Origin of the sequence: Peribacillus simplex, from assembly GCF_001578185.1 — a bacterium.
In the GTDB taxonomy this organism is placed as follows: domain Bacteria; phylum Bacillota; class Bacilli; order Bacillales; family DSM-1321; genus Peribacillus; species Peribacillus simplex_A.
The window spans coordinates 5255603-5277455 of sequence record NZ_CP011008.1 but is presented as its reverse complement, the minus strand read 5'-3'; the positions used below and the strand labels follow the sequence as shown (position 1 = coordinate 5277455).

22 protein-coding genes and 1 pseudogene are annotated in these 21853 nt (G+C 41.7%); 13 read left to right on the top strand and 10 right to left on the bottom strand.

Annotated features, from left to right (window positions below):
* The first annotated feature begins 28 nt into the window (after positions 1-28).
* Together UP17_RS24770 and UP17_RS24765 are read left to right on the top strand one after the other, a co-directional pair.
* The gene (locus tag UP17_RS24770) at positions 29-784 is read left to right on the top strand and encodes a threonine/serine exporter family protein (RefSeq protein WP_061465879.1); all 756 of its coding nucleotides are present in this window, start codon (positions 29-31) and stop codon (positions 782-784) included.
* Positions 785-800: 16 nt separating this feature from the next.
* Entirely contained in the window at positions 801-1250 is a 450-nt protein-coding gene (locus UP17_RS24765) for a threonine/serine exporter family protein (protein WP_208857036.1), read from the top strand.
* Between the two features lie 132 nt (positions 1251-1382).
* Here the strand turns inward: UP17_RS24765 and UP17_RS24760 are convergent, their stop codons facing one another.
* Both UP17_RS24760 and UP17_RS24755 read right to left on the bottom strand, forming a co-directional pair.
* Positions 1383-2921, bottom strand: a complete 1539-nt coding sequence (locus UP17_RS24760; RefSeq protein WP_061465877.1) for a solute symporter family protein — start codon at positions 2919-2921, stop codon at positions 1383-1385.
* 13 nt (positions 2922-2934) lie between these two features.
* Positions 2935-3273, bottom strand: a complete 339-nt coding sequence (locus UP17_RS24755) for a DUF485 domain-containing protein (protein ID WP_061465876.1) — start codon at positions 3271-3273, stop codon at positions 2935-2937.
* Between the two features lie 285 nt (positions 3274-3558).
* On the opposite strand from UP17_RS24755, the pseudogene UP17_RS24750 reads away from it, so the two are divergent.
* The 8 genes and pseudogenes from UP17_RS24750 (at position 3559) to msrB (ending at position 10148) form a co-directional block, all read left to right on the top strand.
* Positions 3559-4299, top strand: a pseudogene (locus UP17_RS24750) (ABC transporter ATP-binding protein).
* Positions 4271-4546, top strand: coding sequence for an ABC transporter permease (locus UP17_RS29820; protein WP_434218680.1), 276 nt, complete (start codon positions 4271-4273; stop codon positions 4544-4546). Before UP17_RS24750 ends, UP17_RS29820 begins: the two are co-directional and overlap by 29 nt.
* A complete protein-coding gene (locus UP17_RS24745) occupies positions 4479-5189 on the top strand; it encodes an ABC transporter permease (protein WP_434218679.1) in 711 nt (236 codons plus the stop codon). Before UP17_RS29820 ends, UP17_RS24745 begins: the two co-directional genes overlap by 68 nt.
* Positions 5190-5193: 4 nt before the next feature.
* Entirely contained in the window at positions 5194-5409 is a 216-nt protein-coding gene (locus UP17_RS29640) for an ABC transporter permease (RefSeq protein ID WP_349817583.1), read from the top strand.
* 108 nt (positions 5410-5517) lie between these two features.
* Positions 5518-6189 carry a response regulator transcription factor gene (locus UP17_RS24740; protein WP_061465875.1) on the top strand — a complete coding sequence of 224 codons (672 nt, stop codon included), beginning with the start codon at positions 5518-5520 and terminating at the stop codon, positions 6187-6189.
* 10 nt (positions 6190-6199) lie between these two features.
* Positions 6200-7438 carry a sensor histidine kinase gene (locus UP17_RS24735; protein ID WP_061465874.1) on the top strand — a complete coding sequence of 413 codons (1239 nt, stop codon included), beginning with the start codon at positions 6200-6202 and terminating at the stop codon, positions 7436-7438.
* A gap of 378 nt (positions 7439-7816) precedes the next feature.
* On the top strand, positions 7817-9001 hold the full coding sequence (locus tag UP17_RS24730; RefSeq protein WP_061465873.1) for a NupC/NupG family nucleoside CNT transporter: 1185 nt from the start codon (positions 7817-7819) through the stop codon (positions 8999-9001).
* A gap of 187 nt (positions 9002-9188) precedes the next feature.
* Positions 9189-10148: a peptide-methionine (R)-S-oxide reductase MsrB gene (gene msrB, locus UP17_RS24725; RefSeq protein WP_061465872.1), complete on the top strand. Its 960-nt coding sequence runs from the start codon at positions 9189-9191 to the stop codon at positions 10146-10148.
* Positions 10149-10595: 447 nt separating this feature from the next.
* Here msrB and UP17_RS24720 read toward each other — a convergent pair whose 3' ends face one another.
* The 4 genes from UP17_RS24720 to UP17_RS24705 form a co-directional block, all read right to left on the bottom strand.
* Positions 10596-12248, bottom strand: coding sequence for a glutamine--tRNA ligase/YqeY domain fusion protein (locus tag UP17_RS24720; protein ID WP_061465870.1), 1653 nt, complete (start codon positions 12246-12248; stop codon positions 10596-10598).
* A gap of 334 nt (positions 12249-12582) precedes the next feature.
* Positions 12583-13323, bottom strand: coding sequence for an amino acid ABC transporter ATP-binding protein (locus UP17_RS24715; protein WP_061465868.1), 741 nt, complete (start codon positions 13321-13323; stop codon positions 12583-12585).
* Positions 13324-13334: 11 nt separating this feature from the next.
* Positions 13335-14000 carry an amino acid ABC transporter permease gene (locus UP17_RS24710; protein WP_061465866.1) on the bottom strand — a complete coding sequence of 222 codons (666 nt, stop codon included), beginning with the start codon at positions 13998-14000 and terminating at the stop codon, positions 13335-13337.
* Between the two features lie 26 nt (positions 14001-14026).
* Positions 14027-14806 carry a transporter substrate-binding domain-containing protein gene (locus tag UP17_RS24705; protein WP_061465865.1) on the bottom strand — a complete coding sequence of 260 codons (780 nt, stop codon included), beginning with the start codon at positions 14804-14806 and terminating at the stop codon, positions 14027-14029.
* 499 nt (positions 14807-15305) lie between these two features.
* Between UP17_RS24705 and purU the strand changes: the two genes are divergently transcribed.
* Positions 15306-16208: a formyltetrahydrofolate deformylase gene (gene purU / locus UP17_RS24700; protein ID WP_061465863.1), complete on the top strand. Its 903-nt coding sequence runs from the start codon at positions 15306-15308 to the stop codon at positions 16206-16208.
* Positions 16209-16268: 60 nt separating this feature from the next.
* Here purU and UP17_RS24695 read toward each other — a convergent pair whose 3' ends face one another.
* From UP17_RS24695 to UP17_RS24675, 4 genes are all read right to left on the bottom strand, one after another.
* Entirely contained in the window at positions 16269-16928 is a 660-nt protein-coding gene (locus UP17_RS24695) for an SIMPL domain-containing protein (RefSeq protein ID WP_061465861.1), read from the bottom strand.
* 187 nt (positions 16929-17115) lie between these two features.
* Positions 17116-17310 carry a YwbE family protein gene (locus tag UP17_RS24690; RefSeq protein WP_061465859.1) on the bottom strand — a complete coding sequence of 65 codons (195 nt, stop codon included), beginning with the start codon at positions 17308-17310 and terminating at the stop codon, positions 17116-17118.
* A gap of 103 nt (positions 17311-17413) precedes the next feature.
* A complete protein-coding gene (locus tag UP17_RS24685; RefSeq protein WP_061466331.1) occupies positions 17414-18934 on the bottom strand; it encodes an FAD-dependent oxidoreductase in 1521 nt (506 codons plus the stop codon).
* 414 nt (positions 18935-19348) lie between these two features.
* On the bottom strand, positions 19349-19630 hold the full coding sequence (locus tag UP17_RS24675) for an FAD-dependent oxidoreductase (RefSeq protein WP_155727500.1): 282 nt from the start codon (positions 19628-19630) through the stop codon (positions 19349-19351).
* A 478-nt stretch (positions 19631-20108) separates the two neighbouring features.
* Here UP17_RS24675 and UP17_RS24670 point away from each other — a divergent pair, with 478 nt between their 5' ends.
* Together UP17_RS24670 and UP17_RS24665 are read left to right on the top strand one after the other, a co-directional pair.
* On the top strand, positions 20109-21302 hold the full coding sequence (locus tag UP17_RS24670) for a ParM/StbA family protein (protein WP_061465855.1): 1194 nt from the start codon (positions 20109-20111) through the stop codon (positions 21300-21302).
* Between the two features lie 8 nt (positions 21303-21310).
* Positions 21311-21850, top strand: coding sequence for a hypothetical protein (locus tag UP17_RS24665; RefSeq protein ID WP_061465853.1), 540 nt, complete (start codon positions 21311-21313; stop codon positions 21848-21850).
* The last annotated feature ends 3 nt before the right edge of the window (positions 21851-21853 follow it).

The window sequence follows — 21853 nt, the reverse complement described above, 5'->3', positions numbered from 1 at the left end:
TTACGCAGAAAGTGATGGAGAGGATAAAATGGAAGATCAGTTACCGTACAATGAAATTATAGATGTATGTTTACTAGCGGGAAAAATCATGCTTCAGAACGGAGCGGAAACATCAAGGGTGGAAGATACGATGGTTAGAATTGCTGCAGCGTATGGATGCGGTGACTCCCACAGTTTTTCAACCCCCACAGGAATTATTTTTTCGCTGGATGGAATGCACCCAGCCTCCAAATTAATTCGAGTTTCCCAACGATCTACAGATTTACATAAGGTAACGCTTGTTAACAGTATATCCCGAAGCATTTCCAGCAAGGAAATGTCACCAGAGGAAGCCTATTTACGGTTAAAGGAAATCGAAAAGGCCGGGATGGGGTATCCCATGTGGGGTCAGGTTTTTGCTGCATTTATAGCGAGCGGCTGTTTTTTAATCATGTTCCAAGGACAGTGGAATGATTTCATCTGGTCCTGTATAGCTGGAGGGATGGGATTCTCTTGCCTGCTTTATTTGCACTGGTTACTGGAAGTTCGTTTTTTTGCTGAATTTATAGCTTCTTTAGTTGTAGGTTTAGTGGCCATGTTCTTTGTCCATATTGGGGTTGGAAGTCATTTGGACACGATAATCATTGGAGCGGTGATGCCGCTTGTGCCAGGGCTGTTAATTACTAATGCAGCCAGGGATTTAATTGCAGGGCATTTAGTTTCGGGTCTATCCAAGGGTGCGGATGCAGGTTTGACTGCTTTAGCCATTGGGGCAGGAATATCGGCTGCGTTTGTTTTCTTATGATTTTAGAGGGGGAAGAATGATGTTTGCACAGCTTATTACAAGTTTCATTGCCTCAGCTGCCTTTGGAGTGATCTTCAATGTACCGAAAAATTCATTGTTTCAATGTGGTTGCGTAGGGATGTTAGGGTGGGTCTTATACTTCTTTATGGTTAAAAATGAGATAAACAGCATTATGGCAACATTAGCGGCTGCATTTATCGTTGCGGTTATCAGCCAGTATTTTGCTAAAAGGTATAAAACCCCGATCACAATTTTTAATGTATCGGGAATCATCCCCCTCGTGCCAGGAGGCTTGTCATATGATGCGATGAAGCATTTTGTCGTAAATGATTTTAATGTCGCCGTTCAATTGGCCGCCAAGGCTTTCATGCTGGCTGGTGCGATAGCAATGGGGCTGATCTTTGCAGAAGTCATGAACCAGCTAGTAACGAAATACAATAGAAGGAAGATAAGATTGAGAAGTTAGATGAATTGTAAAGGAATCCACTTTTATTTTCCTTACTGATTTTGAAGATTTTCAACCTAAATAAAAGAGAAAGGAGAACAGGTGAATACCTTGATCTCCTTTCTCTTTTTAATATTTAATAATGAAGCCAGCTTATAAAGGGTCTTTCATTCCAGTGTTAGCTGTAACCAATATTTCGTCGAACTTTTTGGCATCAGCCTTCTTGCTTGACAGCAGGGTTCCGACGATGGCTGCGATAAAACCAATTGGGATGGAGACTATGCCTGGATTGGCAAGTGGGAATAATGGCTCCCCTACGAATATTGCGGCTCCCTCTACCGGCGACCAGACATTGGGACTTAGGAAAACAAGTAATAAAGAACTGACCAGCCCCACTATCATACCCGTGACAGCCCCAGCTGTGTTAAAACGTTTCCAGAATACCGTGAAGATAATGATTGGCAGATTGGCACTAGCAGCGACGGCAAAGGCAAGTGACACAAGGAAAGCGACATTCATGTTTTGGGCAAATAAAGCAAGGATGATGGAGAGGATGGATACTCCGATCGATGCCCAACGAGCTGCAACGACCTGTTCTTTGTCAGTAGCTTGACCTTTTCGGATGATGTGGCCATAAAAGTCATGGGCAAAAGCAGAGGCTGCAGATAAAACGAGACCTGCTACAACCGCTAAAATGGTAGCGAAAGCAACTGCAGACACAAAGGCGAACAGGAAGTCACCTCCAATGGCTTCGGCAAGCAGCGGGGCAGCCATATTGCCGGCGGCATTCGCGGCTATGATTTTGTCGTATCCAACAAAAGCTGCTGCTCCAAAGCCAAGGAAAATGGTCATTATATAAAAGATGCCAATGATCCAAGTGGCATATACTACGGACTTACGGGCTGTGATGGCGTCTTTTACCGTAAAGAAACGGATGAGAATGTGAGGAAGTCCAGCAGTACCGAGTACAAGCGCCAAATTAAGGGATAAAGTATCCAATGGATCCTTGAATTTGTTACCCGGGTTGAGGAAATCGCCGCCTAAAGGGGTGGCTGTTTTCATTTGCTTGAACATCTCGATCACGCTAAAGTCGAATTTCGCCAACACGATAATAGAGATGATGAATGTACCTGCCATCAATAAAATCGCCTTTACGATTTGGACCCAACTGGTGGCCGTCATACCGCCGAATACGACGTAGACGGTCATTAAAATACCTACAATGATGACGGAGTATAGATAATCAATTCCAAGTAAGAGTTTTATAAGGGCACCTGCACCGACTAGTTGGGCAATCATATAAAAGGTTGAAATGGAAATGGTGTTAAGGGCAGCGACCCCGCGTACTTTCTTTTCATTGAAACGGGCAGCGATCATGTCCGCAAGTGTATACTTACCAAGGTTACGGAGCGGTTCGGCCACGATATAAAGAACGACCAGATAAGCAACCAGAAAACCTATACTATAGAAAAAGCCATCAAATCCAGAGAGTGCGACCATCCCAGCTATTCCTAAAAAAGAGGCGGCGGACATATAATCACCCGCAATGGCCCAGCCATTCTGCCAGCCAGTCAGGCTGCTGTCCGCCGTATAAAAGTCCGCGGTCGTTTTGGTGCGCCGTGAAGCAAAATAGGTAATGACTAATGTAAGCCCGACAATGATTAAAAATAATATGAAAGCAAGTATATTCATTGTAAATTCACCTTTATCCTTTCGCTTCTTTAACGATTTTTTCTACTATTTGGTCAAAAGCCGCAGCTTTTTTGGAATAGAGGATGCATAAGGTCCAGGTCATGATAAATTGAGCGAAGGCAAAAACCCAGGCCCAACTGATAGCCCCGAAGGCATAAGAGTTAAGAACTTTAGAATAGGAAGTCAGTATGGGTAAGGTGAAATAAAAGACCATGAAAAAGATGGATAGTGGGACGATGAAATTGCGTTTTTTCCTTAGGAGCTCTTGAAAAGATTGTGATTGGACGATCTTAGTGTAGTCTGTGGAAGCGCTTACCTCGGTTTTCTTAGCTATTGAATCGTTTGATGCCAAGTTGGTTCCCCCTTCATTGAATATTATTTTGGTTTTGATTGCCAATTTTTCTGATAACAGTATCAGTATATATTTTTCAGAATATATTGTAAATTTAAAATCTTGAAATAAACCTTTTTTCGTTCGACATAGTAATTATTAATGAGAGTAAAGGCTGACATAAATGTACGACCATGAAATCAAATCCGACCATTAAGGAAAAGTTAGGCTTCCTTCACGATACTGGTTTCGGAGGCGGGATGCCAAACGGTGGCGAAATGCCAAGCGGCAGGGGAGGCCAGTAATATGGCGAACCCCATCATAAAAATCAGGGGACATGTCTAAATCGTATGAATTAGGCGGAGATACGGTTATGGCACTTCAAAATGTATGCCTAACAATCAATAAAGGAGATTTCATTTCTATCATCGGACCTTCTGATCGGGGAAATCGACGTTCATGAATATGATTGGCTGTCTTGACAAGCCTGATACAGGTGAATTTCTTCTTGATGGAAAAGAAGTGGAAAAGATGAAGGATAATGAGTTAGCTGCCATTCGTAACATTAAAATAGGATTTATCTTTCAAAACTTCAATCTGTTGGCAAAACTGACAGCGTTGGAGAATGTGGAACTTCCCCTGGTTTATAGAGGGGCAAGTGTGAAGGAAAGAAGAGAAGTGTCCAATGCGTGCCTTGATATGGTGGGCCTGAGTGACCGGAAGAATCACTTGCCAGCTCAACTTTCGGGTGGGCAGCAGCAAAGGGTTGCAATTGCTAGGGCGCTTGCAGGCAACCCTCCCGTTTTATTGGCGGATGAGCCGACAGGGGCTCTTGATAGTAAAACAAGTAAAGAAGTGCTGCAAATGCTGAAAGATTTAAACGAAAAGGGACAAACAATCATTCTTATAACGCATGACTTGGAAGTGGCAAAAGAAGCAACTCGTGTCGTACGGATACAGGATGGTCAGCTATTTGAAAACGGAGGTGATTGGATTGAACCTGGGCGAATCAATGAAGATGGCTATACGCAGTATCAAATCCAATAAAGTCCGTGCATTGTTGACCATGCTCGGGATCATTATTGGAGTTGCCTCTGTAATCGTTCTGGTTTCGATTGGGCAGGGTTCCTCACAGTCCGTTCAGGACGAAATCAATAGCTTGGGAACGAACCTGTTAACGGTAAGTGTCACGGATACCGACTCCGTGAAGCTGACGGATGACACAATTGAACAGTTTAAAGATCTGGACGGGATATCGGAAGTTGCCTGTAGTCACCGGACGCGTTTATGCTAAAAACGGAGAAGCTTCGACACAGTTCTCAATGGTCGGTACAACTTCATCCTACTTAACAGTGAGGGATCTAAAGCTTAGTCAAGGTCGTTTTTTGACGGATATGGAAACGGAATTACGCTCTAAGGTGGTTGTCATGGGGTCAGATACAGCCGACGCGCTTTTTGAAAATCAAAAAGCGGTGGACCAAAGCGTTCTTATCGGAGGTGTTTCCTATCGAGTGATCGGTGTTTTGAAATCAGCAGGCACCTCAATGGGATCGAGCGGGGATGATGTAATCATTGCACCGATCACTGCTGCAGAACGGGCTACAGGCAGCACGACAATCGGAACGGTATATTTAAAAGCGGAGAACGAGAATATCTTAGATAGGGCGATGTACCGGGTACAAGGTACGATGACCACATCATTTCCAGGTCAGAGTGATAACTATTCGGTGTCCAATCAAGAAAATCTGATGGATACAATGAGCTCTGTGTCGGATACGTTCACTCTCATGCTTGGCGGTATTGCGAGTATTTCGTTACTTGTAGGCGGAATTGGAATTATGAATATCATGCTGGTCTCAGTCTCAGAAAGGACGAAGGAAATCGGATTAGAAAGGCAATTCAAATCGAAAATCCATTCTTCTTCAGTTTTTAATTGAAGCGATGGTCTTGAGCTGCTTAGGGGGACTGTTGGGAGTTGGAATTGGATTGGGGATCGCGAAATCGGTTTCAGTTTTTTCAAGTTTAACGATTAGTTATTCATGGTCGGTGACACTGTTAGTCTTCTTATTCTCCATTTTAATCGGTATAATCTTTGGTGCTTTCCCTGCCAATAAGGCATCCAAATTAAATCCAATCCAAGCACTGCGTCACGAATGAACATACAATTTGAGAGAAAGCCGGCGATTAAAAGCCCGCTTTCCTTTGCCTATGAAAAAGGATAAAATCAACATATATCATAATTGAAATGGTTAGGAGGCACCCTGGATGAAGGTTTTGGTGGTAGAAGATAATGTTTCATTATTAGAATCGATCAGGCAAATCCTGACTGATGAATATGAAGTAGATACAGCGGAAAATGGGGAAGATGGACTATTCATGGCTCTGCAAAGTATCTACGATATCATCATTTTGGATGTAATGCTTCCGGGAATTGATGGATTTGGAATCGTACGGAAAATCAGGGAAGCAAAGATAGATACAAGCGTCTTGTTTTTGACGGCAAAAGATGCGCTTGAGGACCGTGTCAGAGGCTTGGAGATGGGTGGCGATGATTATTTGGTCAAGCCATTTCAGGCACCGGAACTTAAGGCCAGGATTCGTGCCCTGCTTCGAAGGAGTGGCATTATATCGCTTGCGCAGCATGTGAAATACCGTGGAATTGAACTGTTGGAAAAAGAAAAGGATATTTTGGTTGATGGAAAGATCATTAAAATGACCTTGAAGCAGTTTGAATTACTGGAGTATCTAATTCAAAATAATGGGAAAATATTGACCCGTGAGCAGATTTTTGACCGCATTTGGGGATTTGATTCAGATACGACGATTGCCATTGTTGAAGTGTACATCCATCATTTAAGAAAAAAGTTGGAACCTTTCAATTATCATAAGGATATTCAAACCGTTCGGGGTATTGGTTATATGCTAAAACAACCATAAGGGGATCATTATGTTCCAAAAAACACGGCTTCAACTAACATTATTGAATTCTATCGTCTTTATTGTCTTAATAGCCATATTAAGCAGAACGATTTATTTCTATACGGAAGATCAGATCTATAGGGATGTCAATGATTCACTTGAAAAGGATCACAGGGATTTCAATAATGGGGGCATGCCAGGCGGACGTCCGCAAGGTGAGTTTCTATTAGGTCCGGGGCCAAGCGTCATCGTTTGGGGACCGGATGATACGATTATTGAGCCAAGACTGAGCGAAGACAATTTCTTTAAGGTTAATGAATCGAAATTTTATCCTAAAAGATTTGATGAGATTGAAGAAATATCTGTAAATGGACCGACGTATCGTGCGCTTTCCACCAAGGTCAATACGGAATATGGAGAGATGACCGTACAATTCATCAGAAATGTGGATACAGAAAAAGAAATGCTCGATCGCTTGCTGCTCATATTGTTTGTTGGTGGGGGAATTGGAAGTTTGGTGGCGGTCGGCGCAGGCTATCTTCTTGCAGGACGGGCCCTTATACCAGTCAAGAAATCCTGGGATCAGCAGCAGCAGTTCGTCTCGGATGCTTCACATGAAATTCGAACGCCACTTGCTGTCATTCAATCGCGGGCTGATTTGCTATTTCAATCACCGAACGCGACAATCGAGGAAAAAGCCGTTGATATATCCATCATTTCGAAAGAAGTCCGACGTTTGAATAAGCTTGTTAACGGACTTTTGACCTTGACTAGAACGGATTCGAATCAAATAGAGGTTAAGAAATCGAACTTTTTCCTTGATGACTTACTTATGGACATAGTTGAACAGTATACTGATATAGCTTCTTTTCAAGAAAAATCAATAATTAGCCATGCCCCCGAACAGGTGGTGTTTCATGGGGATAAAGAGAGAATTCATCAGCTATTGGTGATTTTGGTGGATAATGCCATGAAGTTCACGGAGGAAGGCGGGGAGATTTCCCTTTCCTGCATCAAGAATGCTTCATCCATCATTCTTTCTGTAGAGGATAATGGAGAAGGCATCCCACAGGAAGAAATCCCCTTGATTTTTAACCGTTTTTATCAAGTGGAGCAATCCCGTTCAGCAAATGAAGGCTCCGGTTTAGGCCTATCTATTGCCAAATGGATTGTTAACACACATCAAGGGACGATCAAGGTTACTAGTGAACAAAATGAACGAACCCGTTTTGAAATCACTTTTCCGAGAAATCAAAAGAAAAGTTAATTATGCCATCCAATCGCTTGACCATTCATGGGTTCGTTGCTGCTGCCGTTCACATACATCGTTAATGTCCAAAAAAACTGAAGTCTAAAAAGCAATCCTCCTCATAGAAACATGTTTCAAGGCAAGCTATGGGATAATATAAGAGAAGGTTCCTTAAGGGAACCTTCTTTTTATTTCAGGAAAAACCCATTATTGTAATCAATTGTTATTTTAAAAAGTGAGATAACAATTGCACTTGAAAAAATATTAGTTTAATATAAACTTCTAGAGAGGTACGTACAAGTATTTTGGATAAAAGAGAAAACGTTTGCATAAAATTTTTGAGGGTACCCTACTAATAATGCACGATCATTAAATTCACCTTAGTGGAGGCAGAATATGAAATTTCTGATAGCAATTTTAGGACTGCTTATTGTTTTTGGACTAGCTATTTTAGTGAGTAGTGACCGCAAGAAAGTTAAAATTAAACCGATCATACTGATGGTGATCATTCAGCTTATTTTAACTTATTTATTATTAAATACGAAGTTCGGTTTAGTGATCATCAATTCGATTGCCAATGGTTTCGGAAGACTTTTGGAATGGGCAAATGAAGGGGTCACCTTTGTATTTGGCGGGATTGTAAACAAAGGAGCATCACCCTTCTTTTTAAATGTCCTTCTACCTATCGTATTCATCTCAGCATTAATCGGGATTTTACAGCACTTCAAGATCCTTCCCTTCATCATGAAGTGGATTGGATTCCTGCTGAGTAAGGTGAATGGAATGGGTAAATTGGAATCTTACAATGCTGTCGCATCAGCAATAGTCGGCCAATCCGAGGTTTTCATCACCTTGAAAAAACAACTCGGTGCCATTCCTCCATCACGCATGTATACGCTTTGTGCGTCAGCCATGTCAACCGTATCGATGTCGATAGTCGGTGCTTATATGACCATGATTGAACCAAAGTATGTTGTGACGGCTATTGTTATTAACATGTTTGGTGGATTTATCATTGCATCCATTATTAACCCTTATACGGTAACGGATGAAGATGATATTCTCCCAGTTGAAGTAGGCGCAGAGAAGCAGTCTTTCTTCGAAATGCTTGGGGAATATATCATGGATGGATTTAAGGTTGCTATCACTGTTGCAGCGATGTTAATTGGTTTCGTGGCATTAATTGCAGGAATCAACAGCTTATTCGATATGATCCTCGGCATCAGCTTCCAAGAAATCCTGGGGTATATCTTTGCACCGTTTGCCTTTATCATGGGTGTACCGATTTCAGAAACCGTTACTGCAGGCGGAATCATGGCGACGAAGCTAGTGACGAATGAATTCGTTGCCATGCTGAGCTTAGGGGATGCATCATCGGCATTGAGCGATAGGACGATAGGGATCGTTTCGGTTTTCTTGGTTTCATTCGCTAATTTTTCATCTATTGGAATCATTGCTGGTGCGGTCAAAGGCCTGCATGAAAAACAGGGAAATGTTGTGGCTCGTTTCGGCTTGAAGCTGCTATACGGTGCGACTCTTGTCAGCATCCTTTCAGCGATCATCGTAAGTGTAATACTTTAAGAAACCATAATGTTCAGTTTAATGATATGCAAGTGGATATAACATAAGAGGTACTGGGGTTTACTCCTAAGTGCCTCTTTTTTATCTGTTCAGCAAAGATAAAGAAATCTATTGTTTTGAATTTGAAGGTATTTGGCTTGCTGGTATATAATACATGAAATCACTAGCCATGAAAGGGGAGTTGAGGATGACGATGAATGAGAAAGAAACAGCTATCTTTGCAGGAGGCTGTTTTTGGTGCATGGTTGCTCCCTTTGATGAAATGGATGGAATCATTAGCGTGACATCGGGTTATACGGGCGGTAGTTTTACCGCGCCTAGTTACAAACAAGTGATTACCGGTTCGACTGATCATGTTGAAGCGGTTCAAGTGGAATTCGATCCATCAATCATTTCTTATAAAGCGTTATTAGAGATATTTTGGCACCAAATCGATCCAACGGATGACGGTGGCCAGTTCTCGGATAGGGGAGAGCAATACAAGGCAGCCATTTTCTATCTTAATGAACGTCAGAAACAGGAAGCAGAGCAATCCAAGGAAGCTTTAATGATGAGCGGACGGTTTAAGAAACCTATCGTTACGGGTATTTTACCCTCGGGGAAATTTTACGCAGCAGAGGAATACCATCAAGAATTCCATCGAAAAAATCAATTTCGCTATGCATTGTATCGTAAGGGCTCGGGACGGGATGCTTTCATTAAGGAAAATTGGCCTAAGGATAATGCGCATCTTAGGAAGACCTTAACCGAGCGTCAGTTCCATGTAACCCAGGAAAATGGCACGGAGCCTCCTTTCGATAATGCTTATTGGGATCACTTTGTAGAAGGCATTTATGTAGATGTCGTTTCTGGGGAGCCCCTATTCAGTTCACGTGATAAGTATGATAGCGGTTGTGGGTGGCCGAGTTTCAAGAAGCCTATCATGTCGGCAAGTGTCAATGAAAAAATGGATCTCAGCCACCGAATGACCCGGACCGAGGTGCGCAGCAGGGACGCCGATTCGCACCTTGGACATGTTTTTCCTGATGGCCCCAATCCTAAAGGCACGAGATATTGCATAAACTCTGCGGCCCTTCGATTCATTCCTAGAAATGAAATGGAGAGAGAGGGATATGCAGACTTATTATTACTTTTTAAAATGAACTAACTAGTTGTAGGGGAACACAGCTGGATAAAGTGGATGAAAATTTATATCGATGCATCCTTGATAACTCTTCTAAGTTGGATCCATCTATTCAGCAGATTCCAATGTGGAAATTGAGAAGCTTCTAGGAAACAGAATGCATTGACCATCAAGAACTTATTCATCAATTTATCGGAGTTTCCCTTTTAGACACGATGGTTGCCCATCAGATTTTTCAATTGATAAGTACCCTGCCTGTTGGGCATTGAATCGACCATTTCCGGTATTCGTCCTGATGTAGCCCAGACATCGATTCAGTTAGGACTTGATTTTAGTCAAGTTTCGACACATAGTACTCTTAAACAGGCCCTTTCCAAGCAAGGCATCAAACTTTACGAGAGAAAATGATATAGGGGTGCAGAGAATGAAAAGAACCAGATCCCGCTAGGAATCTGGTTCTTTTCAGTGACTCTATAACTTGAAGGAACTTTTCAAACCAACAATTTGGTTGAAGACCAATTGGCCGGGCGAAGTGAGTTTTGAATCAACATTGTAATACCCATGCCTGAAGAATTGGAATTTATCCTGAGGCTTAACATCTTTCATGTTAGGCTCCACAAAGCCTTGTAAAATTTCTACGGAATCAGGGTTTACCCGCTCCAAGAATGATTTTTCTTCTTCATCTGCATTTTCCTTATCCAATATTAAAGGCTGATAGTTGCGGAATTCTGCTGAAACGGCCTGTGTAGCTTCGACCCAGTGCAATGTACCTTTAACTTTACGGCCAGTGAAGCCAGATCCGCTTTTCGTTTCAATGTCGTATGTGCAGCGAAGCTCAATGACGTTACCGTCTTCGTCTTTTATCACTTCTTCACATTTAATGAAATAAGCATGTTTTAAACGGACTTCATTGCCCGGGAAAAGACGGAAATACTTTTTCGGCGGGTTTTCCATGAAATCGTCCTGTTCGATATATATTTCACGTGAAAATGGGATTTGCCGTGTGCCCATTTCCGGAACTTCCGGATTGACCTCAGCATCAAGCCATTCAATCTCACCTTCCGGGTAGTTGGTGATGACCACTTTAAGCGGGTTTAGAATAGCCATGGTTCGCGGAGCCTTCAGCTTTAAGTCTTCCCTCACGAAATGATCGAGCATTTGAGAGTCTACAACACCGCTTGTTTTTGCGACACCTATCTCTTGGCAAAATGCACGAATCGCTTCGGGTGTATACCCGCGTCTTCGTAATCCCGAAACGGTAGGCATCCGTGGGTCGTCCCAGCCGTCCACGAAGCTCTCATCCACGAGCTGCTTCAGTTTTCGCTTGCTCATTACTGTATTAGTCAGGTTAAGACGGCCAAATTCATATTGTTTTGGTTTGCTGTCCATTTCACAATTTTCAACGATCCAGTCATAAAGGGGGCGTTGATCTTCGAACTCAAGCGTACAAATGGAGTGGGTGACTCCCTCGATAGCATCTTCAATAGGGTGGGCAAAGGCATACATCGGATAGATGCACCATTTGTTGCCGGTATTATGGTGTTCGGTATGGGAGATACGGTATATAACGGGATCGCGCAGGTTAATGTTAGGTGAGCTCATATCGATTTTTGCACGCAATACTTTTGCACCGTTCCCGAATTCGCCGCTGCGCATCTTTTCAAATAGTTCAAGGTTTTCCTCTACGGTTCTATTGCGGTAGGGGCTATCTTTCCCTGGCTCGGTCAGCGTTCCGCGATATTCACGGATTTGGTCGGCATTAAGGTCGTCCACATATGCCATTCCTTTATTGATGAGCAGCACAGCTCTCTTATACATTTCATCAAAATAGTCGGAAGCGAAGAAAAGGTTATCCCAGTCGTAGCCGAGCCATTTTACATCTTCCTTAATGGAGTTGACATACTCGATATCTTCTTTCAATGGATTCGTATCATCGAAACGAAGGTTTGTTTTCCCATTGAAATCATCAGCCACCCCAAAATTCAAAATAATTGATTTGGCGTGCCCGATATGTAAATATCCATTAGGCTCAGGAGGGAAGCGGGTGATGACATGATCATGTTTTCCGGACTCTAGATCATCTTTTATAATATTTTTAATAAAATTCGAAGAGTTATTTTCCAACTGAATTCGACCTCTTTCATTTATATACTTCTTTTAATTTTACCTGTATATATACCATAAATACAGATATTTTTCCATGTTCGAGCCGGAATCAGGGTTTTGGGATATGTTCTGAAACAATTCATCAAGTATATATTTTGTACAGTCAGATTGAAAATATCCCTGAAATTTCAATCATATAAATGAAGAACTAGCTAACTGGCAAATAAAGAAAAAATGAACGGGTTTTACATGCAAAATAAGCAATACAGGAATTCACGCCTGTACTGCTTATAATGATGTCCGGGCTCAAGGCCGGATTATCGGCAGTGAAGGACGAATTCTTCCCGCCAAATCAAAAGACTGTCGTTTGCAGGAATTCTTTTGTACGCTCTTCTTTTGGATTGGTGAAGAATTCTTTTGGCGGGCCGCTTTCGACAACCCGTCCATTATGCATGAAGACAATCCAATCCCCAACTTCACGTGCAAAGCTCATTTCATGTGTAACGACTACCATTGTCATCCCTTCCAAGGCAAGTTCCTTCATCGTAGCAAGAACCTCCCCGACAAGTTCGGGATCCAGAGCGGAGGTGGGCTCATCAAAGAGTAGGATATCAGGTTTCATGGCAAGGGCGCGGGCTATGGCAACACGCTGTTTCTGACCACCTGAGAGCTTGCTTGGATAAACATCCGCTTTATCTGATAAACCGACTTTGGCAAGCAATGCTTTTGCTTCTTCAATAGCCTGGGCCTTAGGGATCTTTTTGACGTGAGTCGGTGCTTCGATGACATTTTCAAGTACGGTCATATGCGGGAAGAGATAGAAATGCTGAAAAACCATTCCGACTTTCTCGCGGATTTTATTAATATCATGTGTACCAGGTTTGATTTCCGTTCCTTCAATAAGGATTTGCCCGCTGTCCTTCTTCTCCAAATAATTCAAGCAGCGGAGAAGTGTGCTTTTTCCGGAACCGCTTGGTCCGATCAGACAGACAACATCGCTATCCAACACCTTCATATCGATATCTTTGAGTACATGTAGGTTTCCATAAGATTTATTTAAATTCCTAATGCGAATCATTTCTTTTTGTTCCATTTCAATTCCCCCTATCGATCACTAATGGACAGTTTCTTTTCGAATAAATTGACGATAATGGTCAGGAATGCCACTAGAATCAAGTAGTAGACCGCTACAATCAATAAATAAGTCATTTCATCGAAATTGTTGGAACCTAACGTAGTGGCTACGTTAAACAGCTCATTCATGGATATGAAGGCTGCCAGTGATGAATCCTTCAGACCGATGATGAATTGGTTGCCTAGCGGCGGCAATGCACGACGGAAGGCTTGAGGTAAGATGATTCTTCTTAATGTGAGCGAATTGCTCATGCCAAGGGAGCGTCCGGCCTCCATTTGGCCTTTGTCGATGGATTGGATCGTACCACGTAAAATTTCAGAGATATAAGCTCCATTATGGAAGGCCAGGGCAAGTGACGCCGCCCAGAAGTCCGGTAGTAAGAAGAGATTGCTGATACCGAAATAGAGTATGAAAATCTGTACGATAAGCGGTGTACCCCGTACCAGGAATACATATGTATCTGAAATCCATGCAAGAATTTTTATATTTGATATTTTTAAAAGTGCAAATAACAGCCCAATGATGATTCCCACCAATATGGAGACTACCGTCAGTTCCAATGTTAGGAGCATGGCTCGGATGAATACGTCCGAGGAGCTAAATAATGTATCAAAAAAATGTGAGAAACTTGGCAATGTAATGACTCCCTTTCTATCAATCTTTATTCAGGCTTAGTTGTGATATCCTCACCAAAGTACTTTTTACTGATTTTCGCAAGAGTTCCATCTTCCCGGAGGTTTTCAAGTGCTTCGTTGATGCGTGCAAGCAGCTGTGGGTTGTCGTTAGGCAGTACGATGGCCTGCTCGCTTCGTTCTATCAATTGTCGTCCTTTGATGTCGAAACCTTCCTTGGTCGCTTCCTTGCCGGTTACAAAGTCGGTGATGACGGCATCATGACGTCCTCCGCTCAATGCTTTCAGGGCGGTGATATCACTATCATAGGTTTTTACATTGGTTGTATACTTTTCGGCTGTGGTTGCGTAAGTGGAGCCTTTAGAAGCCGCAACTTCCTTTCCCTTTAAATCTTCGACCGTTTTAATATCGCTATCTGAGCGGACGAAAATTTGAGGACCTGAGTAGTAATAAGGGGTGGAGAAGGCAACATGTTTACTTCGTTGTTCATTAATTGTATGACTGGCAACCGCGGCATCTGCCCGACCGGTTTTGACACCTTCTACTATACCTTTGAATTTTATCCGTTTAGGTACTGGCTCTAGGCCGAGTTCTTTGGCTATTGCATCGCCAACTTCAATATCGAATCCTGTTACGGTCATGTCATCATTGACATAACTGAATGGCTTGAATTCGCCTGAGGCAGCGAATACAAACTGTTCCTTATTGATCAGCTTACTCCCATCCTCTAGCTGGTCTTTTTCAGCACAGCCGGACAGAAGACCAAGAATAACCAGAATGGATAGCATGAATGTAACTGATGATTTCATGATAATTTCATTTCCCCCTTTGAAAAAACTAATAGAATGGTCTATACCCTTATGAGGTAGTGAAATAACCTCATTCACTAGGGAAAATAAAACTGAAATAAAAAAGGGTGCCCAGATCATGCTGACATTTCATTCATGAATCCCTTCACTATGCACTTCTTAAAGGTTCTCGGCCATTGCCTTCATTTCCTCCTAAATTACCGGTAATTTCCTGAAAAAATGACAATAATTATTTAATAGGGTAAGAGATTTCGACTAGATTCAACTCTAGAAATGAATATAGAACAATTCAGGATGAAGGTTTAATCCCTATCGAAAGAGAAAAATGGTTGAAAACCGTTTCTATTGAAATGAAATGAAAGGAAATGAGATAAAACTGTGAGGATAACGAAAAAAGCTTCGTATTGTCTGCAAACAAAATCGAATTTGTTGACTGACTTTAATTTTGCCTATGAAGTGAAGTATAATATAGCAAAATAGAAGAAGGGCAGTTGGGAAAATGGTAAGCAACTTTGTGCAAGATCAATTACAGGAATTTCGCGAAAAAAATCAAGATAGAGGCCGCTTAATTATAAAATGTCCGGACCAGCCAGGAATTGTTTCAACAGTTACAGCCTTTCTTAAAGAATATGATGCAAATATTGTTGAATTGAGCCAGTATTCGATGAATCCTGAGGGCGGTACCTTTTTCACCAGGATTGAATTCGATTGTCCAGGATTAAAGGATAAGGCAAAGGATATGCAACTTGCATTTCAGGAAGTTTCGACAACATTCTCAATGCAATGGACATTTAACCATGTGAGTGATTTGAAGAGGACGGCAATCTTCGTTTCCAAGGAACCGCATTGTCTTCTGGAATTGCTATGGGAATGGCAAAGCGGGGATTTATTAGCTGATATTGCGCTAGTCATAAGTAATCATGAAGATACCAGGCAAATTGTCGAATCGATGGGTATCCCTTTTTATTATATTCCTGCAAATAAGGATATACGTAAGGAAGTTGAGACAAAACAGCTTGGACTTTTGGAAGAGTTCAATGTGGACCTAATTGTATTAGCTAGGTATATGCAGATATTGACGCCGGATTTCGTAGCTGCCCATCCAAACAAAATCATCAATATACATCATTCATTTTTACCTGCCTTCATTGGTGCCCGGCCTTATGAAAGAGCTTATGATAGAGGTGTTAAGCTGATTGGGGCGACTTCCCATTATGTGACGAATGATTTGGATGAAGGTCCAATCATCGAGCAGGATATTGAACGTGTGGACCATCGCGATTCAGCAGGGGATATGAAGAAAATCGGTCGTTCAGCTGAACGCAGAGTGCTGGCCCGTGCAGTTAAATGGCATTTGGAGGACCGCGTCCTCGTTCATGAAAATAAAACGGTAGTCTTTTAAAGTGAAGATCCCCCTTGGTTTGCCAAGGGGGTTTTTAGCATGGATTGGATAATGAAATGTTTAATACGTGTACACCACCCTGACTGAGGCGGTGATATTCAATTCTCCAGGCTGGATCGGGGTGGATGCCATTTTTGAAAAGGTGCTCGTTTGGAAATGGATGGGCGTCGTGGTTTCTGATACTTCGTCAACTTGATTAGGGATTGGATTCAATGAGATTCCTATTGTTCGAGCCATGGAGAGTGCCTTTTCGTATGCCTTTTTTAAAGCGAGCGAAAGTGCCCGGTTATAATATGCTTCTGGATTGGATAAGGAAAAGCGGATGCTTGTGATCGAATTGGCACCGCTTCTGACTGCCGTGTCGATAATGCTGCCTATTTTTTCGATGTCTGTCGTTTGGGCTTGGATCATGTGCTGGACTTTATAGTTCTTGAACAATTCCTTTCCGTCGATATAATCATATTGTGGATCGATTCTATAATCACTCGTTTTCAATTGCTCTTCGGGTATGCCAGCGGATTTAAGTGATGCGATGACATTCGCGATTGCTTGGGAATTGGCCTGCTGGGCCTTTTGCGGGTCCTTATCCTCTGTTATGACTCCAAGGGTGATTATGGCTTGATCCGGGGCAGCTTGAAGCGTCTCTGAGCCGGAAACTCTTAATGTATGTTCATCATTGCGGTAATAATCCCTATCGGGGGCATTATATTCTTGATTCATGTTGACACCAGCCTTTTTAATGAGATCTCAACCCTATTGTACGAAGTATGAACGGGAAACATGATTGAAATATCTCCATCTTTATCGATACCGTCGAAAAACCCATAAAAAATTTCTATAATATCTTCAAGAATATCTTCAAGCTTAAGATATACAAAAAAAACACTCGGCCTGGACCGAGTGCGCTTTACTTATGAATGACTTGAACCCTGCCAACCTGGCCATCAGTCAATCTTACTTTAATTCCATGAGGGTGACTGCTGGAGTTGGTTAAAATATCCTTTACAGTTCCGCTTGTCAGTTTTCCGCTGCGTTGATCTGCTTTAAGTATAATGTCCACTGAGGCACCAGGGGTAATGTCTTTCCGATTTTTACCGTTCATGTTCAATTCAATCCTTTTCAGAGTTATTTGCAATCATTCAATCATGCATAACTTCAGTATAAGGAAAACGGCGAACCCAGTCGACTATTACTAACATTGTCCATTAGCGTATTTTTTTCAATGGTTCGACGGCAGGACCATTTAATACTTCCCCGGTTATAGAGTAACGGGAGGAATGGCATGGGCAGTCCCAGGTACGGTCGCCGCTGTTCCATGCAACCTCACACCCCATATGGGTACATGTGGAATCGACAATATGCAGCTGACCATCATGATCTCGGTAGCACCCAGCCTTGTCTCCATTGACCTTCACGATTGCCCCTTCATCAATGCCTAAGTCTTCTGGCGTTTTAAGAATGGTGGCCAATTTGCCTTTTATCAAATGTTTCGCTACATCAGCATTAACTTGAACTATATTCTTCAAGCCTTTTAAACGGGAAGGGGCATACAATTCTGCATACCGGTTATCCCTTTGCAAAATATGGTCAGTCAAGATTTTAGCGGCAATCGATCCATTCGTCATACCCCATTTTGCATAACCCGTTGCAATTAGAACGTTTTGATGATTGGATGTCACTGGACCGACGAAGGGGATATTATCCGGTGACATAATATCTTGTGCCGACCAGCGATATGGAATATCCGTAACATCGAAATATTGGGAACTGAAGTCCTTTAAGGCCTCATAATGCTCGATAGTCGAGATTCCCTGGCCTGTTTTATGGCCTTCCCCGCCGACAAGTATAAGTTTTTCCCCATTTTCCAATTCCGTATAGCGAAGGGATCGGGTAGGGTTGTCTGCACTGTAATACATCCCACCTGGATATTCCTGATCAGTCTTAATTCCAAGTACATAGGACCTTTTTACATAAACACGGGCAAAGTATAAGCCCGTTTCATCATTGAAAGGGAAGTGGGAGGCAACGATTACCTGATTGCTTTTGATTGTATATCCAGTATCGGTTTGAACGGTCGGAGGGTCGCCGTCTTCAATCTTCATGGCCGTTGTCCGTTCATAGATTGTCCCTCCAGCTTCAAGAATCTTGGAGATGAGGGCAGTTAAATATTTTAACGGATGGAACTGTGCTTGATCTTTCATTATCACTGCAGCTTTACAAGGAATGGAGAAAGGGATACTCTCTGCATAATCCCCCCGAATGCCAAGCTTTTGATAGGCTTTCAGTTCATTTTGGACTTTGCTTTTATATTCATCAGTGTTCGCGTAAACATAGGCATCCTGTGCAGTCAAATTACATTCAATGGAATGTTCTTCTACCAAGTCTTTGATTAATTTCATTCCATCTACATTCGCTTCATAATAGAGTTTGGCCTTCTCTTCTCCATGTTCGGTGATCAACTGGTCATAAATCAGTCCATGCTGGGCTGTTATTTTTGCTGTAGTGTGTCCGGTTGTTCCAGTAAGGATTTCGCCTGCCTCAATCAGGGTGACTTTAATGCCTTGTTTAGCCAATAGATAAGCTGAAGTGATTCCAGTTATTCCGCCGCCTACTATTAAAACATCAGTGGTTATATCTTTATCTAGTTTAGAAAACGAAGGGAAAGTTAACGCACTGCGCCAATAGGGTTCCGGAAATTGAGGAAGGTTTGTATTTTTATCAGTCATTTGAATACCTCCATACAGTTCATTAGTGAATTGTCCATTTATTACCATACCCAAATCCACTATTTATACCCCTATTTTTTGTAAGAGGAAGATTCAGAAAAATACATTATTTGGTTTGTTTACAAATGTGTATACATGTAAACAAAAATAGTTTTATTGTACACAAATATGTATTCGTGTTTACAATCATGTACACATGGCTATATATAAGTTATATACATATTTTTTCTATTGAAAACAATTCGACAAATATAGCTACAACTAATGAAGGAATGACTATCGGGATAACTTTTGCAGCTTCAAGAATCGTGGAGAGGAGGGCCGTTAAATATCTTAAAGGGGTGAAACTTGTGCTTGGATCATAGAAGATTTACAAGCAGAAAGGCATTTCTTCTGCATAATCCTCGCGAATGGCTAGTTTCGATAGGCTTTTAGTTCTTTTTGAATTTTACTTTTATATTCATCAGTATTCGCGTGAATATAGGTATCCATTGCAGTCAAATTACATTCAATGGAATGTTCTTCTACCAAGTCTTTGATTAATTTCATTCCATCTGCATTAGCTTCATAATAGAGTTTGGCCTTCTCTTCTCCATGTTCGGTGATCAACTGGTCGTAAATCAGGCCATGCTGTGGTGTGTCCCGTCCCGTTGTTCCATTAAGGATTTCGCCAGCATCAATCAGTGTAACTTTAATACCTTGTTTAGCTGAGTAATCCTTGTAATTCCGCCGCCTGCAATTAAGACGTCAGCGGTTATATCTGTATCTAGTTTAGAAAAAGAAGGGAAAGTTAACGGACTGCGCCAATAAGGTTCCTAAATTTGGAGGTTTCTGTATTTTTCTCAATCATTTGAATACCTCTGTACAGTTCATTAATGAATCGCCCATTTATTACCACAACCAAATTCACTATTTATACGCTTATTTTTGTAAGGGGAAAGATCAATTAAAAATACAATATAAGGTTTGTGTACAAAAACGTATACCTGTGTGCAAATGCGTACACATAGCTATATATAAGGTGTATACATATTTGTTCCTATTGTAAACAATTTGAAAACAATTCGACAAATCTAGCTATTACTAATGAAGGATTGACTATCGTGGAAACCTTTTCTATCCTTAAAGGGAATGCTTCACTATTTTTTTTCTATTAAAAAGGGGATGTTTTTAGATGAGTTCTAGAATCGCAGCAGTAGACGTAGGAAATGATGCTATCAAAGCTATTTTTGGAAAGCTAGAGTCTGAACTATATATACCGAATGTCATTGCAAAAGACATAGAGGACCGTCCGGTCATTGGGATTGAGGAACTTAATGAAAAAAACCCATTGGAAGGGATTCATATTAGGGTCCATTCACCGGCTCTGCAAGACAATAATGCGATTTATCGCGTTGGGAACTTGGCGACAAAAAGTGATAATCCTACAGAACTGGATTTAGGAAGCAGTAAATCGGAAGAAGATCAAACATTAGTCATGCTTTTTGCGGCTCTTGCATTAGACGCTGCCAAGTTGGGGGACAACGATACATTCAAAAAAGTGAATAATGTTGTGGAAGCCAACTATACGCTTGGAACAGGTTTGCCACTTCGGGAGGTTAAAGAAGGTAAAGACGTCGGGTACCGCTCGAAATTACTTGGTTCAGTCCACCAGGTGGAATTTTTAATTACTCCTAAATACCAAGGCATTAAGGTTAATATCAAATTCGATGAAGTGAAAGTCTATCCAGAAGGCTTCGCTGCATACATAAATTTGGTCATGGATAAAGATTTGAATATCATTAACCGTGAATTAATAGATAGAAGAATACTCATTCAGGATATCGGTGGATTATCGACAGATATCGCGGTCATTAAAAACCGTAAAGTTGACGATGACAAAGCTCAAGGATTCAATTTGGGAGTAGCTGAAGCCCTTGAATCGATTCGTGAAGAAATCAGGAAGAAACATGGTGTCGAGCTGGATAGCAGACGCGACGTCGTTGAAATCATCACGAAGAAAAATGATCGCAATCATATTATGGTTCGCGGAAGCCGGACTAGTGTCCATGATATCGTTGACCGTATTTTGGGAGAACTGGCCAAAAAGCAATATCGCCACCTGCGCAATGTATGGCAAAAAAATTCCCAAACGGAAATCTGCTATTTCGTAGGCGGGGGATCAATTGTCCTGAAAGATTACTTGAAAACATTGAATCAAAATTTCGATGGCTACAATATAGACTTTTTCGAAGATGAGCGGGAAAGCGTTTGGATGATGGCAAACGCCTATTATAAATTGATTTCGGATTTTAAACGCCGGAATGCAAAGGAACAGAATCAGTCCCAGCAAAAGAAGAAAGAACAAAGAACGGGTTCCATTAAATAGGTGAGAGAATGAAAAAAACAGCTTCTTCTGAAATTAAAAGAGGGCAAGCCATCACTTTTCGTATCCCTTCGGATGTATCAGACTATACGTTAAGACAGCTGCAGAAATTGAAGGAAACGGAAAGAAGGAATTTTTCCAGTAAAATTGCCGAGTATGTTCTCGATGGAGTCGGGCAATCCACCCATCAGGATCGGGAAATGATTGCCCTGCCCATGCCGAACAAGCTAAGCAAATCTCAGCGTGATTGGCTCAAGCATTCCCACTCAGAAGCTATGCTTGGAACGATTATGTACAACCTTTTATCCGATCCTTTACGCGCTACGGCCTTGCTTGCCTCTTTGAACAGTAATGGATCGAATGAGGAATATATGCAAGTTGAGCTTGAAGAAAAGGAAGTGGAGGGGGTCAAGGAAGACTTGCCTAAGAGAGATCTGGATGATTTTGATTGGAGTTTGGAAGAACCCGAACAACAAGTGGAAGAACCCGAACAAGAAGAGGAAAATCTTGATGATCTCCTGGGTGATTTTCTTGATCAAATGAACCAGTAATAT